This window comes from Streptococcus alactolyticus, assembly GCF_042649785.1.
In the GTDB taxonomy this organism is placed as follows: Bacteria; Bacillota; Bacilli; order Lactobacillales; family Streptococcaceae; genus Streptococcus; species Streptococcus alactolyticus.
The window spans coordinates 63431-76937 of record NZ_JBHRZX010000013.1 but is presented as its reverse complement, the minus strand read 5'-3'; the positions used below and the strand labels follow the sequence as shown (position 1 = coordinate 76937).

The 13507-nt window shown below is 41.5% G+C and carries 17 protein-coding genes; 13 read left to right on the top strand and 4 right to left on the bottom strand.

The features are described from left to right. Positions 1 to 171: 171 nt before the first annotated feature. From ACFORE_RS03895 to fni, 13 genes are all read left to right on the top strand, one after another. Positions 172 to 711, top strand: coding sequence for an MmgE/PrpD family protein (locus tag ACFORE_RS03895; RefSeq protein ID WP_235280911.1), 540 nt, complete (start codon positions 172 to 174; stop codon positions 709 to 711). Between the two features lie 113 nt (positions 712 to 824). Further along, the gene (locus ACFORE_RS03890; protein ID WP_154455209.1) at positions 825 to 1040 is read left to right on the top strand and encodes a hypothetical protein; all 216 of its coding nucleotides are present in this window, start codon (positions 825 to 827) and stop codon (positions 1038 to 1040) included. A 49-nt stretch (positions 1041 to 1089) separates the two neighbouring features. After that, on the top strand, positions 1090 to 1497 hold the full coding sequence (locus tag ACFORE_RS03885) for an MmgE/PrpD family protein (RefSeq protein WP_154455210.1): 408 nt from the start codon (positions 1090 to 1092) through the stop codon (positions 1495 to 1497). Positions 1498 to 1513: 16 nt separating this feature from the next. Next, positions 1514 to 2065: a GNAT family N-acetyltransferase gene (locus ACFORE_RS03880; RefSeq protein WP_154455211.1), complete on the top strand. Its 552-nt coding sequence runs from the start codon at positions 1514 to 1516 to the stop codon at positions 2063 to 2065. Next, positions 2055 to 2744, top strand: a complete 690-nt coding sequence (locus ACFORE_RS03875; RefSeq protein ID WP_154455212.1) for an amino acid ABC transporter permease — start codon at positions 2055 to 2057, stop codon at positions 2742 to 2744. Before ACFORE_RS03880 ends, ACFORE_RS03875 begins: the two co-directional genes overlap by 11 nt. Further along, positions 2731 to 3495 (top strand): amino acid ABC transporter ATP-binding protein, encoded by a 765-nt coding sequence (locus tag ACFORE_RS03870; protein ID WP_154455213.1) that lies wholly within the window; start codon positions 2731 to 2733, stop codon positions 3493 to 3495. Before ACFORE_RS03875 ends, ACFORE_RS03870 begins: the two co-directional genes overlap by 14 nt. Positions 3496 to 3513: 18 nt before the next feature. Beyond that, the gene (purB, locus tag ACFORE_RS03865; protein WP_294607278.1) at positions 3514 to 4878 is read left to right on the top strand and encodes an adenylosuccinate lyase; all 1365 of its coding nucleotides are present in this window, start codon (positions 3514 to 3516) and stop codon (positions 4876 to 4878) included. 3 nt (positions 4879 to 4881) lie between these two features. Next, positions 4882 to 5076 carry a hypothetical protein gene (locus ACFORE_RS03860; protein WP_240892649.1) on the top strand — a complete coding sequence of 65 codons (195 nt, stop codon included), beginning with the start codon at positions 4882 to 4884 and terminating at the stop codon, positions 5074 to 5076. A 20-nt stretch (positions 5077 to 5096) separates the two neighbouring features. After that, on the top strand, positions 5097 to 5696 hold the full coding sequence (locus ACFORE_RS03855; RefSeq protein ID WP_240892650.1) for a transporter substrate-binding domain-containing protein: 600 nt from the start codon (positions 5097 to 5099) through the stop codon (positions 5694 to 5696). Between the two features lie 195 nt (positions 5697 to 5891). Further along, on the top strand, positions 5892 to 6770 hold the full coding sequence (gene mvk / locus ACFORE_RS03850) for a mevalonate kinase (RefSeq protein WP_154455215.1): 879 nt from the start codon (positions 5892 to 5894) through the stop codon (positions 6768 to 6770). After that, positions 6752 to 7702 (top strand): diphosphomevalonate decarboxylase, encoded by a 951-nt coding sequence (mvaD, locus tag ACFORE_RS03845; RefSeq protein ID WP_167829306.1) that lies wholly within the window; start codon positions 6752 to 6754, stop codon positions 7700 to 7702. Before mvk ends, mvaD begins: the two co-directional genes overlap by 19 nt. Next, entirely contained in the window at positions 7689 to 8687 is a 999-nt protein-coding gene (locus tag ACFORE_RS03840; RefSeq protein WP_154455216.1) for a phosphomevalonate kinase, read from the top strand. Before mvaD ends, ACFORE_RS03840 begins: the two co-directional genes overlap by 14 nt. After that, on the top strand, positions 8684 to 9679 hold the full coding sequence (gene fni / locus ACFORE_RS03835) for a type 2 isopentenyl-diphosphate Delta-isomerase (protein WP_154455217.1): 996 nt from the start codon (positions 8684 to 8686) through the stop codon (positions 9677 to 9679). The genes ACFORE_RS03840 and fni overlap by 4 nt, the downstream gene beginning before the upstream one ends. Positions 9680 to 9703: 24 nt before the next feature. On the opposite strand, the gene trhA is transcribed toward fni, so the two are convergent. The 4 genes from trhA to ACFORE_RS03815 form a co-directional block, all read right to left on the bottom strand. Then, positions 9704 to 10360: a PAQR family membrane homeostasis protein TrhA gene (trhA, locus tag ACFORE_RS03830; RefSeq protein WP_154455218.1), complete on the bottom strand. Its 657-nt coding sequence runs from the start codon at positions 10358 to 10360 to the stop codon at positions 9704 to 9706. Then, a complete protein-coding gene (locus tag ACFORE_RS03825; protein ID WP_154455219.1) occupies positions 10350 to 10793 on the bottom strand; it encodes a DUF1836 domain-containing protein in 444 nt (147 codons plus the stop codon). Before ACFORE_RS03825 ends, trhA begins: the two co-directional genes overlap by 11 nt. A 110-nt stretch (positions 10794 to 10903) precedes the next feature. Further along, a complete protein-coding gene (locus ACFORE_RS03820) occupies positions 10904 to 12187 on the bottom strand; it encodes a hydroxymethylglutaryl-CoA reductase, degradative (protein WP_154455220.1) in 1284 nt (427 codons plus the stop codon). Next, positions 12162 to 13340, bottom strand: a complete 1179-nt coding sequence (locus ACFORE_RS03815; RefSeq protein ID WP_154455221.1) for a hydroxymethylglutaryl-CoA synthase — start codon at positions 13338 to 13340, stop codon at positions 12162 to 12164. Before ACFORE_RS03815 ends, ACFORE_RS03820 begins: the two co-directional genes overlap by 26 nt. Between the last annotated feature and the right edge of the window lie 167 nt (positions 13341 to 13507).

Here is a 13507-nt window from a genome sequence, read left to right as displayed (position 1 = left end):
ATGAACCTTTCTAGAATGATAGTTTGAACGCTTTTCATTATAGGTCATATGGGACTTTTTTTCTACACTCAAAAAGGCTCCATAATTTCCATGGTGGATTTACCCACTACAGAAATTATAGAGCCTGTATTTATTGGATTACTACGCTGGTGAGAAATGATTTGAGAAGTTATGAGCGTTACTAAAAAAATGATCCAACAATTGCAAAAAGAGATTCATGATACTCCGCAATATAAGGAAAGCATAGCGCTTGCGAAAATAGCTTTATTAGATTATTTAGCTTGTTATTCTGCTGGATTACAATCAGCTAAAAGGAAAGGTTTGTTGCAAGCATCACTCGAAAAAGCTGGCAGTCATCTGATTCTTTTAACCCCTTATCGAACATCAAAGGAGCAATCAGCCTTGCTATCAGGCTATTTGGCTCACTACCATGATTTAGACGGTGTTCAAGCCAATTTTCGAGGGCATCCAAGTGCAGTCATCTTTTCGGCGCTGTTAGCTGTCAGTGATGCCGATGATTCTTTTGAAAGGTTATTAGCGGCTTATGTTCAAGGCGTGGAATTTGCTGGCAGGATTGGTCTGCAGTGCCAACCTCAACACATTAAACAAGGCTGGCATAGTACAGCCACCATTGGTAGTTTAGCTGCTGCTGTTGCTATTGGTTATTTTAAAACCTTACCGTTGACGAATATTCTCAGTTATTATCGTTAACATCAACGCAATCTGCAGGCTTTCTCTGCCAAGAAGGAACAGATGGTAAGCCTTTAAATGTAGGATTTGCAGCAAGAAATGCTGTTCAAGCCTATGAGTTAGTGAATTTGGGCATGACAGCTTACGATGATGTCTTATCCCCCTTGACAGGTTGGTTTCAAATCTTTAATCGGCAGCATTTCTCTGTGACGGCTTTCTTGGATAATTGGTTGGAACCTGCTCAAATCTTATCACCAGGCTTATGGTTTAAGAAATACCCTTTTTGCTCTACATCCAATGCTGGCTATGATTTGGGAGAAAAAGCTTACCAATTTGGGATAAGGGGCTGATGAAGTATCTGATATTGAAGTACATTTTTCTGCGACAGGGGATCGGGCTTTGACGCATCGTTTTCCTAAAACGTGTTTAGAAGGTAAGTTTTCAATTGAATACCTTTTGTGGTTGGTTTTATCTAAAGGAAGTGTGGAAAGTTCTGATTTTTCCGAGGAAAAAACATCTACTGACTTTCGTGAATTTGCACAAAAAATTAGCCGTTTTAATGATTTGCCAAGCGATGATAGCACACGTCCAATACGTTTGATTATCAGAAGCAATCATCAGATCATTTTTGATCAGTTAGTACAATATCCTAAAGGTTCTCCTCAAAATCCGTTATCATCACGAGAGCATTTTGCTAAGTATCACCAGTTAACTCAAGGGAAACTCGACGCCATTTATTGGCAACTAATGGAAAAAACACTGCTAAAACTATCAGAATTTTTTGAAAAAATAACATTGTTAGACTAAAAAAGAAAGGAAATGTATGACCTATCAGCAAGCAACATATGAATTTAGTGAAGCATTAGTGAACTTGTATCATCAAGCTTATGAAGCAAATGAAAGACTAGGAATTCATTTTAAAGCAGGGATAATGACTCAATCAGAACTTGAAAAAGCACTGCAAACAACGCCTACTTTTGTAAAAGTGCTTGATAAACAACTGGTATCGTCTGTTTCAGTTAGGCTGCCTTGGTCAGATAATCCGAGTCCTTTTTTCCTCCCCCACTTAGGCTGGGTGGCGACAAATCCTAATTTTCAAGGGCAGGGACATGCTAAGTCCTTGATATCAGAAATCATTGACAACTATATCCTAAAAGAATTGAAGGCACCTGCTGTGACGCTGGGAACGGCTCTAGAACATCCTTGGCTCATTGATGCTTACGAAAAAATGGGTTTTCGTTACCTTGGTGAGAAGTCACTTTTTTCAGATCATAAAACGGTTTACCTCATCAAAACCTTTAATCAAGAAGCTTTGTTAGATGTTAAGGATGAAGCTTTGCAAACATTATTGAAAGGAGTAAGCCATGAATTTTAGTTGGCAATACTTTTTTGAATTATTTTTAAAATTACCTGCCTACATTCCTGTAACCATTTTTATTGCAATGGCTTCTATGTTATTAGCGATTTTAGTCGGAGCTTTGATGACATGGTTTCAACTATCCAATCAAAAAACGCTACGATACTTTGCTAATGTTTACATTTCCTTATTTCGTGGGATGCCGACCTTGGTGCAATTGTTTTTAATATTTTATGGCTTACCTCAGTTATTTCCAGCTTTTCAAGGAATGACCGCCATTACCTCAGCTGTTGTAGGTCTTGGCTTAAAACAATCTGCTTATTTGGCTGAGATTTTTAGAGCAGCCGTTAATTCTGTTGATAAAGGGCAAATTGAGGCAGGGCAAGCTCTTAACATCCCGGGTTGGAAGATTTTTCTACATGTCATTTTGCCTCAGGCGACTTTAAATGCTTTACCCGCTACCGGAAATACATTTGTTAGTTTGCTAAAAGAAACATCGCTTGTATTCACCTTGGGAATAACAGAGTTATTTGCCCACGCAAAAATGATTGCAGGAGGTTCTTTACGCTATTTTGAAACCTATTTAGCCATAGGGCTACTGTATTGGCTGATGATTGTGATCTACACTTGGATACAACATCTATTTGAAAGAGATTTGACAGCACCGTATAGGAGGTCCGTAGATGAGTTTGATTGAGTTAACTAATTTAGAAGTGACAATAGGTCACAAAACCATTTTAAAATCCATTGATTTAACTATTGAAGAAGGAACGGTGACCGCTTTTGTTGGACCAAGCGGTTCAGGTAAAACAACCCTGTTACGCACCTTGAATCTGTTACAGATACCAACGTCAGGAAGGTTGCGAGTTGGAGATACTGAAGTCATCGGAGGAAAGATAAATAAGCGTGATATTCGTCAGATTCGTCAGATTCGCAACCATTCAACCATGGTTTTTCAACAATTTCACTTGTTTAAGAATTACACGGTTTTGCAAAATGTGGTTCAGCCTTTGGTTTTAAGCGGTCGTTTTTCAAGAAAAGAGGCCGAAATCATCGCACATGAGTCTTTGGAAAAAGTTGGTTTAGCAGATTTTGAAAATAAGTACCCAGTTACTTTATCAGGCGGGCAACAGCAACGTGTTGCTATTGCGTTTAAGCCCAAAATCATTTTATTTGATGAGCCAACTTCAGCTCTTGACCCTGAAATGGTCGATGGAGTCTTGCAAGTTATCTCAACTCTGGCAGAAGAAAACATTTCCATGATTTTAGTGACTCATGAAATGGCATTTGCTAGAAAGACGGCAGATAATGTTGTCTTTATTGAAAATGGGGAAATTTTAACACAAGGACCTACGGATCTATTACTTTCTAATAATAACAGTCATGAGCGCGTGCGTGCCTTTGTTCATTCACTCTATCGTGGGTCTTTAGAGAGTTCAGCCTTATAAGAAAGGGAAAGATGACAAATGACAAGTGTTTTAGATTTGATATTATTGCAAAATAATTTTTCAACACCTGAGATTCGCTTGATTTGGAGTGACGAGAACAAAGTATCAAAACAATTAGCGGTTGAGGTGGCTCTGGCTAAAATTGAAGGTGAATTGGGCATTATTCCAAAAACGGCAGCACAACAAATTATTGAAAAAGCAAAAGTTGAACATCTCAACCTTTTGGCCTTGCAAAAAGAAAGTGCTCAAAAGCGGCACTCTTTGATTGCTTTAATTCATGCGCTTCAAGAATTAGTCGGCACTGAGGCGGGGGAATACGTGCATTACGGTGTTACCACTCAAGATATTGTTGATACAGGTATTATGTTGCAAACCAAAGAAGCCTATGATGTGATTGTGCAACATTCAAAAGCCCTCATTCAAACAGTAGCAGCATTGGCCCAAAAGCACCTTTCTACTCTTATGATGGGGCGAACTCATGGCATTCACGCTATTCCGATTACATTTGGCGTTAAATTAGCCATTTGGTTGGATGAATTATTAAGAAATCACAAACGTTTACGCCAATTGGAATTCAATGAGGTTTTTGTTGGAAGTATCAGTGGTGCTGTTGGGACATACGCTGCATTTGACGGAAGGGGAATTGAAGTTGAGCGTTTAACCTTGGCTGAATTGGGTTTGGTCGTTCCCAATATTTCATGGCAGCCATCCAGAGATCGCTTTTCAGAATTCGCTACGACTTTAGGGATTTATGCTGGTACCTTGGGTAAAATTGGACATGAACTGTTTACCCTGATGAAAACTGAAATCAATGAAATTCACGAACCTTTTCGTAAGGGGGAAATTGGTTCATCAACCATGCCTCAAAAACGCAATCCAGCTTTGATAGAAGGGGTTGCGAGCCTGACGCAGCCCATTTTTTCAGATGATAGCGTAATATTACAATCTATGTTGATTGATGGCGAACGTGACGCTATTCATTGGCGCAATGAGTGGGTTGCTCTTCCAGAAATCACCAGTTATTTGGATGCTCAGCTAGTTCAATTGACTTATATCTTGTCGGAGTTAGAGGTTAATACCGTTCAGATGCGGAAAAACCTTGATATTCAAGGCAGTCTCCCTTATTCAGAGCGTATCATGTTTAAGTTGGGGAAAGTTATTGGTAAGCAAACCGCACATGAGTTGGTTTATCAAGCAGCGATGAAGGCAATCGAAAATCACGATGATTTTATTAGTTTGCTTTATCAAGAGCCTACTGTAAGCACTCATTTTAGTAAGGAGACAATTCAATCTTGGATTGTTCCCGAAAATAATATTGGAGAAAGTTTAGCTAAAGTTGACGATGTGGTGTCAACTGTTCAAGTTTATTTTAGAGGAGATTAATGAATGAAGAAAAAATCGATTATTGGGATTATTGCCATTGTGGTTATTGCAGTACTTGCTTATTTTGGCTATCAAACAGCTACCAAGGGCAATCAAGCATCAGAAAGCACAGCCTCATCAGATAAACCTGTTTTGAAAGTGGCGACAACTGAGGTTAGTTTTCCAGGGTCTTATATAAAGATGATAATGGAAATTTAACAGGATTTGACGTAGAAGTTATGAAAGCTGTAGCAGATAAAATGGGTTATCGTGTTGATTTTACGACAACTAGTTTTGACGGTTTATTTGGTTTGTTGACTAGCCATAAAGTGGATGCAGTGGCAAGTTCTGTGGCAATAACGGATAAACGAAAAGAAGCCTATGATTTCTCAACACCGTATGCTGCTTTCCAATATGGTGTTGTCACTCAATTAGATTCTCACCTAAAATCTGTTGATGACTTATCCAATACGACCATCGCAGCAACTGTTGGTTCTAACCAAATCACCGTCCTTAAGCAATTTAATCCAAGCACCACCATCCAAACTTATGATGACCGCGAAGCTGCATTTTCTGCAGTGACAAATGGTCAAGTCAATGGCTATTCAAATGCTAAGACCATTTTAGCTGCTATTATCAAGCAAAAAGGATTGGATTTGAAAATTTTAGATGGTGAAATTGGTGAAGAAAACATTGCCATTGCTTTTAATAAAGGTCAAGATGAAGCTCTTCAAAAGAAGATTAACAAAGCCCTGAAAGAACTTGAACAAGATGGCACCATTTCCAAATTATCTAAACAATTTTTCTCTGGCATTGATGCTAGCTACAAAAATCAATAAGAATTGTTAAATGCAAGTAAGTGTAATCCCACTGTCAATAAGACACAAGGATTATACTTACTTTTTTCCTTCCAAAATGTGGGTAGCATATGAAAAGAATTATATTCCCTCTAATCAATTTTCAGTAATAGTCGCTTTTTTTTGTTATTGATGATACAATGGTAGGTGGACTAAATTTTTTAATAAGAGAAGAAAATGACTAAGAAAATTGGCGTTGGTAAGGCGCATAGTAAGATTATTTGGATGGGTGAGCATTCGGTGGTTTATGGCTATCCTGCCATTGCGATTCCGCTTAAGGGAATTGAGGTTGAGTGCTGCATTTATCCAGCCAAAGAGAAGATAACATTTGACTTTTACGATACGGTGTCAACTGCGATTTATTCAGCTCTTGAGTACCTTAATCACACGGATATTCCGATTTCTTGTGCCATTCGTTCCGAAATTCCTCAAAAACGAGGGATGGGGTCGTCGGCAGCGGTATCTATTGCAGCTATTCGAGCGGTTTTTGATTACTTTGAGCAAAGCATTGACCGACAAACATTGGAAATTTTGGTGAACAAGGCGGAAATCATTGCGCATTCCAATCCGAGTGGTTTGGATGCCAAGACGTGTTTGAGTGACCAAGCCATTACCTTTGTCCGAAACATTGGTTTTAACACGCTAGATTTGGATTTGGGGGCTTATTTGGTGATTGCAGACACGGGGATTTATGGTAACACCAGAGAAGCCGTCGAAAAAGTGGCACAAACTGAAGAAGCCAACCTTCCTCATCTAGCGGCATTGGGTGATTTGACGGAAATCGTCCAGAAAGCGATTCAAGATAAGGCTATTGACACCATCGGTCAGATGATGACCAAGGCCCATAGTCATTTGCAAGCTATCGGTGTCAGCGTGGATCTTTCGGATCAGTTGGTTGCTCTTGCTTTGAAAAATGGTGCCCTTGGAGCCAAGATGAGCGGTGGCGGACTTGGGGGGTGTATTATTGCCCTTTCAAGCGATCAAGCTGACGCGGAGCACATTAGTCATGTATTAAAAGAAGGAGGAGCGGTTCAAACGTGGATCGAAAAACTGTAACGGTAACATCATACGCTAATATTGCCATTATCAAATACTGGGGAAAAGCTGACGCTGCCTGCATGATTCCAGCAACTAGCAGTATTTCCTTGACTTTGGACAATCTCTTTACGACAACAACCGTTTCTTTCCTGCCCCCATCAGCAACTAAGGATATATTTTACATCAATGGGGTCTTGCAAGACGAGAAAGAACACGCTAAGATTTCAGCCATTATTGACCAATACCGTGGGGACCGTAGCCAGTTTGTCAGCGTTGAAACAAGCAATAACATGCCAACAGCTGCGGGATTATCCTCAAGTTCTAGTGGCCTATCAGCCCTTGTCAAAGCTTGCAACGAACTATTTGAAACTGGATTGACGCAGGCTCGACTAGCTCAAAAAGCCAAATTTGCCTCTGGTTCATCGTCGCGTTCTTTTTTTGGACCCATTGCAGCTTGGGATAAGGACAGCGGCGACATTTACCCTGTTCAGACTGACCTCAAGCTGGCGATGATTATGCTAGTTTTAAACGATAATAAAAAGCCTATTTCTAGCCGCGAAGGCATGAAACGTTGCGTAGAAACCTCAACCACTTTTGCGGATTGGGTCAAACAATCAGAACAAGATTACAAGGATATGTTGGCTTATTTAAAAGCCAACGACTTTGAGCGCGTGGGGGAATTGACTGAGCGCAACGCCCTTGCCATGCATGATACCAATACCCATGCCAATCCTCCTTTTAACTATCTGACCGATGCGTCTTATGAGGCTATGGATTTTGTTAAGAGTTTGCGTGCCCAAGGGGAAAAATGCTATTTCACTATGGATGCAGGTCCGAACGTTAAAGTGCTTTGTTTAGAAGATGATTTGGAGCGCTTAACCAAACGTTTTGAAGAGAAGTATCGCGTAATTGCCTCACAAACCAAGGTATTGCCAGATGAAAACGATTAGTGTGCAAACAGGCGGTAAGCTTTATATTGCGGGGGAATACGCTATTTTAACCCCAGGTCAGACCGCTATTATCAAAAATATCCCCATTTACATGACCGCGCAGGTTAGGGAAGCTAGGACGATCCACCTCTTTTCAGATATGTTTGATGCAGGTGCTGACATGACTCCAAACAGTGATTACTCCCTTATTCAGCAGACGATTAAGACATTAGCCGCTTGTTTGGGGAAATCTTTGGAAGCATTGCCTGCCTTTGACCTTCGTATTACAGGAAAAATGGAGCGCGACGGCAAGAAATTTGGTATTGGCTCAAGTGGTTCAGTGACGGTTCTGACATTGAAAGCCTTGTCTGCCTTTTATGACTTGAACTTATCGGCAAATACTATTTTTAAGTTGGCGTCTTATACGCTCTTGAAAATGGGGGACAACGGTTCAATGGGCGATATTGCCTGTATTACTTATGAGGACTTGGTGGCCTTTACCTCTTTTGACCGTCAAAAAGTCGCAAGTTGGATTGCCACAGAAAGCATTCAAGAGGTGCTGGCTAAGGATTGGGGCTATCGCATTGACATTCTTAAGCCTGCTTTAGCCTGTGATTTCTTGGTTGGTTGGACCAGACAACCTTCTATTTCAAAGGATATGATTTGTTTGGTCAAATCGGCTATCACACCAGATTTTTTGAAGGACACTCAAAATCAAGTCTTAATTTGCCAAGAAGCCTTACAAACAGGTGATAAAGATGTCATTAAAACCAGTCTGCAAAAGGTCAGCGATTTGTTGCTCGGTTTGAGCCCAGCCATTTACAATGACACTCTGAAAACTTTGAAAGCAGCCGAAGAAGGCTTGGACGTTATTGCCAAATCATCAGGTTCAGGCGGCGGCGATTGCGGCATCGCTCTGTCCTTTAATCAAACAGACACCAAAACCCTCATCAAACGCTGGGAAGATGCAGGAATTGTATTACTGGATTTGGAGGAATTAGCATGACCAACCGTAAAGATGACCACATCAAGCACGCTTTGGCTTACCAGTCGCCCTACAATTCATTTGACGATATGGAATTGATTCATCATTCCTTGCCAGACTATGATTTGAGCGAGATTGATCTCACAACTCATTTTGCTGGGCAAGATTTTGATTTTCCTTTTTACATCAATGCGATGACGGGTGGCTCGGAAAAAGGCAGAGCTGTCAATCGCAAAATAGCTCAGGTGGCCCAAGCGACAGGACTGGTTATGGTGACGGGTTCTTATAGTGCTGCGCTGAAAAATCCAAAAGACCAGTCTTATCCCAAGTCGTCAGAATTTCCACAATTGTTATTAGCGACCAATATCGGCATTGATAAGCCTTATGAACTCGGTCTGCAAACTATTCAAGAGCTGCAGCCTATTTTTCTGCAAGTCCATGTTAATCTCATGCAAGAGTTGCTTATGCCTGAGGGAGAGCGCGTTTTTCATCAGTGGAAAGCCAACCTAGCTGATTATGCCAGCAAATCTCCTGTTCCCGTTATTCTTAAGGAAGTCGGCTTTGGGATGGACCTTAAAACTATTGAGATGGCGCATGACCTGGGTATTCAGACTGTCGATATTTCAGGGCGTGGTGGGACTAGTTTTGCTTATATTGAAAACCAGCGTGGCAATAACCGTTCTTACCTCGATGATTGGGGACAAAGCACAGTGCAGACCCTTTTAAATGCTCAGCCAATGGTGGATAAGATGGAAATTCTTGCCTCTGGTGGTGTTCGCCATCCTCTGGATATCATTAAATGTTTGGTATTAGGGGCTAAAGCAGTCGGTTTATCTCGCACTGTTTTAGAACTTGTTGAAAAATACCCAGTCGAAAAAGCGATTGCCATTATCAACGGCTGGAAAGATGACCTGCGTTTGATTATGTGTGCCCTAAATTGCAAAACCATTGACCAACTTAGGCAGGTTGATTATTTATTATATGGCAAATTACAAGCAACAAAAAAACACTGATAGCGATATCAGTGTTTTTTTGTATTACAACATGAAGAAGACGATGGCAACGTAATGCAGCATAGAGGCTAATAAAATGAAGAGATGCCAAATCATGTGGTCGTAAGGGCGTTTGCGTGCGTAGAAAATCGCACCAACGGTGTAAGACAATCCACCCGCAAGCATGAGCAACCAAAAGACGACACCAGTCTTCGTCACAATACTTGGAATGATGAAAATCACCAACCAACCCATAAGCAAATAAAGGGAAAGGGAGAATTTTTCGTTTATCTCTTTGGCGAAAATCTTATACAAAATACCAAAGATAGTCGCACCCCACTGCAAAACGATAATCAGATAACCAAGCCATCCGCCCACTAAAGAGAGAGCAACAGGCGTGTAAGAACCCGCAATGGCAATGTAAATCATACTATGGTCAATAATTCGAAGAACGAATTTTTGCGGTGAATCGTACTGCATAGAGTGGTAAATGGTCGATGATAAAAACATCAAAAATAGACTAATATCAAAAATCGACATCCCAACAGCAGCTTCCATACCATAATGTTGGTAGCTGTAAATAGCGGTAATAGGTAATAAAACAAGCATGGCAACAGTCCCAACGGCATGTGTCACGCTGTTGGCAACTTCTTCACCAAATGATAAGCGTTTACTTAATTTCATGGTCATGCTAGCATTCATCAGCGACTCCTCCTAATTCTTGAACTAATTGGTGGGTTTGGTCATACAGTTGCAAGGTCTGACAAGCAGAAAGCACAACAGCTGGCACGTCAGCGACCTCTTCCCCATTCATGCAAGCAACAAAATCATCGTAGCGTTTTTGCGACTGATCATCTGCGGTTAACAGCGCCAAGGTCTGACTGATTTCTTGAATGGAGAAAACATTTTTCAAACACGTAATCACAATGAGCCTCGCTACTTGCTTGCGACTGTATTTCTTTTTAGTGGGCTTATCCAAATGCCCGTGTTTGACGTAATTATTAATCATAGAAGCGGTCAAGCCTTTGTCACTTGGATGATTGGCTTGGTTGATTTGGTTGACGTAAAGAAGTACTTGGTCCAAATACAAGTCAATTTCTGGCAAATCCGCCCATTTTGGATAAGATTTTGTCATAACGTTTTCCTTACCTCTTTATCTAGTATTTATAACTAGATTATATAATCTATGAAAAATATTGTCAAGAAAAAACACCCGAAATATCGAGTGTTGCTTGATGTCTTGAGTTAGTTTAAGGTTTTGAGAATGGCCTGAGCAGTTTCCAAATTCATGTGAGGGGCTTGAAGGAGCTGGTTGACTACCTGAGTGACCTCATTTTCCTTAGCACCTGCTAGGAGAGCCAGCGATTTGGCTTGCAATTTCATGTGTCCCGCCTGGATACCAGTTGACGTGAGGGCTTTGACGGCAGCAAAATTTTGTGCCAATCCGACTGATACGATAATCTGAGCCAATTGTTGGGCGTCTGGTTGACCAAGCAGCTCATGGGCGATGTAGACCGTTGGGTTAAGTCCAATTGAGCCTCCTCGCGTTGCAATAGACATCGGCAGGGTCAATTGACCATGGAGATGCTGCTTGTCCTCGTCAAATGTCCAAGTCGATAAGCCACGGTATTGCCCGTCTTTGCAAGCATAAGCATTGGCTCCAGCTTCGATAGCACGCCAGTCATTTCCTGTGGCTAAAACGACAGCATCCACTCCATTGAAAATACCTTTATTATGAGTGGTGGCACGGTAGGTGTCCACTTGCGCCAGTTGGCTTGCCATTTGAAATTTTCTCGCTAGCTTTTTGGCTTCGCTTGTATTGCGGCTGAGGTAGCGGAGGTCCACTTGACACTCGGCAGTAACAAGGGCTTGCGTCGCATAGTTTGACAAGATAGCCATGAGGCTTTTGCCTCCAGATAGTTCTTCCAAGCTTGGGACTAAAGCTTCCATCATGGTATTAACCATATTGGCTCCCATAGCCTCTTTGGTATCAACGTTCACGTAAACGATGAGAAAGGCCTCTTTTTCTTCCACTCGCAGCGATTGTGCTCCGCCACCGCGTTTAACGATAGAAGGATGGGCGTCATTTGCCACGGATAATAGCTGCTCAGTGTGTTCTAAGATACGTTTTTGAGCGGCTGCCTTGTCTGTGACGTCATAAAGCGCCACCTGCCCAATCATTTGACGGGAATGAACAGTGGTTTTAAAACCACCTGAACGTTTGATGATTTTAGCAGCAAAACTCGCAGCAGCCACTACTGACGGCTCTTCCGTAACCATTGGCACATTGAAAACTGTTCCATCCACCAGAAAATCAGGCGCCAAAGAAAAGGGTAGCGAAAAAGTGCCTAAGACATTTTCGGTCAATTGATTGGCTATATCTAGGGATAAGCCTTTATTTTCCTTGAGCAGAGCAAGGTTGTCTTGACTGAGTAAGTGTTGGGCGTCTAGCACATCAAGGCGCTCTGGCAACGTTTTTTTGGAGAAGCCTCCCCAGTTTCCTTTAGTTTTTGTCATTTGTTCTTCCATACAATCTTTCGTGTCCAAGGATTTCTTTGAGGGCAAATGGTCCTGTGAGGTAGTCTGCAAAAGTGGCATTACCGTCCGCATCGAGCTGAGCCTCTTCAAAGAAGAGTTTTTCATAAGTCGCAACGCTAAGTGGTTGACGTTGGTTGAGTTCTTGGAGGCGACTGCTGTGGAGTTGCTCTTGAAAGCCATCGACCAAGGTTCCTGTGAAAATTTCAGCCACTGCACCACTGCCATAACTAAAGAAGGCAATGCGGTCACCTGCCGCTAGGTTTTGGCTATTTTCAAGCAAGGAAAGCAGGCCAAGGAAAAGAGAACCTGTGTAGATATTGCCCACTTGTTTGCTGTAAAGAATAGAACTTTCAAAATTGGCTTGGAGTTTTTCTTGCCATTGGGTAGGTAAAGATTTGTCCATGATTTTGCGGAAGCCTTTGAGGGCTAATTTTGGAAATGGCAAGTGGAAGCAAAAGGCAGAAAAATCAGCCAATGAGGTGTCAAAACGTTTTTGAAATTCAGCCCAAGTCGTTTTGAGCATATCAAGGTATTGCTTGGTTGAATACATGCCGTTGACATAAGGGGTTGTTGAATAATTTGGACGCCAGAAATCCATGATATCGCGTGTTTGAGCGACAGAGTTATCATTCAAAAGCAAAATACGAGGATTTTGTGTAACGAGCATGGCTACGCTACCAGCTCCTTGAGTGGGTTCACCAGGGGTATTGGCGCCGTAGCGTGCCACATCAGCAGCAATTACCAAGACTTTTGAGTCAGGGTGTTTTTCAACGTGCAAACGGGCATAATCCAGAGCCGCCGTCGCGCTGTAACAAGCCTCTTTCATTTCGATGCTACGAGCAAAAGGCTGAATGCCCAACAAATGGTGAATGTAAGTCGCAGCTGCTTTACTTTGGTCAATAGAAGACTCTGTCGCGACAATGACCATGTCAATCGTTTCTTTGTCCTCATCACTTAGAATGCTATCAGCCGCTGACGCTCCCAAAGTGATAATGTCCTCAGTAATGGGTGCGATACTGAGGTTTTCCAAAAGCAAACCTTTGCTGTATTTATCAGGGTCAACCCCACGTTCTTTGGCTAAATCATCCATATTCAATAGGTATTGCGTTGTCGCAAAACCAATCTTATCAATACCAACGTTCATTAGTAACAAACCTTTCTTAAATAGAATATTTTTGCGTGGGAGCTTAAAAACAATCACAAGCTCGTCATAATAAAATACATCCTGTCAAAAATGTCCAAAGTTAATTTTATCATAAACTCCCCAAAAAGCCCCACAAAAAACGTATTCATTTTAAGTTTCAAACTAAA

What these genes read in the sequence shown, in the direction of transcription:
- ACFORE_RS03860 (WP_240892649.1), top strand. Translation starts at nt 4,882, where the DNA reads ATGAAGAAAAAATCGATTATTGGGATTATTGCCATTGTGGTTATTGCA.
- ACFORE_RS03855 (WP_240892650.1), top strand. Translation starts at nt 5,097, where the DNA reads ATGAAAGCTGTAGCAGATAAAATGGGTTATCGTGTTGATTTTACGACA.
- ACFORE_RS03820 (WP_154455220.1), bottom strand. Translation starts at nt 12,187, where the DNA reads ATGGAAGAACAAATGACAAAAACTAAAGGAAACTGGGGAGGCTTCTCC.
- purB (WP_294607278.1), top strand. Translation starts at nt 3,514, where the DNA reads ATGACAAGTGTTTTAGATTTGATATTATTGCAAAATAATTTTTCAACA.
- ACFORE_RS03890 (WP_154455209.1), top strand. Translation starts at nt 825, where the DNA reads ATGACAGCTTACGATGATGTCTTATCCCCCTTGACAGGTTGGTTTCAA.
- ACFORE_RS03840 (WP_154455216.1), top strand. Translation starts at nt 7,689, where the DNA reads ATGAAAACGATTAGTGTGCAAACAGGCGGTAAGCTTTATATTGCGGGG.
- ACFORE_RS03895 (WP_235280911.1), top strand. Translation starts at nt 172, where the DNA reads ATGAGCGTTACTAAAAAAATGATCCAACAATTGCAAAAAGAGATTCAT.
- mvk (WP_154455215.1), top strand. Translation starts at nt 5,892, where the DNA reads ATGACTAAGAAAATTGGCGTTGGTAAGGCGCATAGTAAGATTATTTGG.
- fni (WP_154455217.1), top strand. Translation starts at nt 8,684, where the DNA reads ATGACCAACCGTAAAGATGACCACATCAAGCACGCTTTGGCTTACCAG.
- ACFORE_RS03825 (WP_154455219.1), bottom strand. Translation starts at nt 10,793, where the DNA reads ATGACAAAATCTTATCCAAAATGGGCGGATTTGCCAGAAATTGACTTG.
- ACFORE_RS03880 (WP_154455211.1), top strand. Translation starts at nt 1,514, where the DNA reads ATGACCTATCAGCAAGCAACATATGAATTTAGTGAAGCATTAGTGAAC.
- ACFORE_RS03815 (WP_154455221.1), bottom strand. Translation starts at nt 13,340, where the DNA reads ATGAACGTTGGTATTGATAAGATTGGTTTTGCGACAACGCAATACCTA.
- trhA (WP_154455218.1), bottom strand. Translation starts at nt 10,360, where the DNA reads ATGAATGCTAGCATGACCATGAAATTAAGTAAACGCTTATCATTTGGT.
- ACFORE_RS03875 (WP_154455212.1), top strand. Translation starts at nt 2,055, where the DNA reads ATGAATTTTAGTTGGCAATACTTTTTTGAATTATTTTTAAAATTACCT.
- ACFORE_RS03870 (WP_154455213.1), top strand. Translation starts at nt 2,731, where the DNA reads ATGAGTTTGATTGAGTTAACTAATTTAGAAGTGACAATAGGTCACAAA.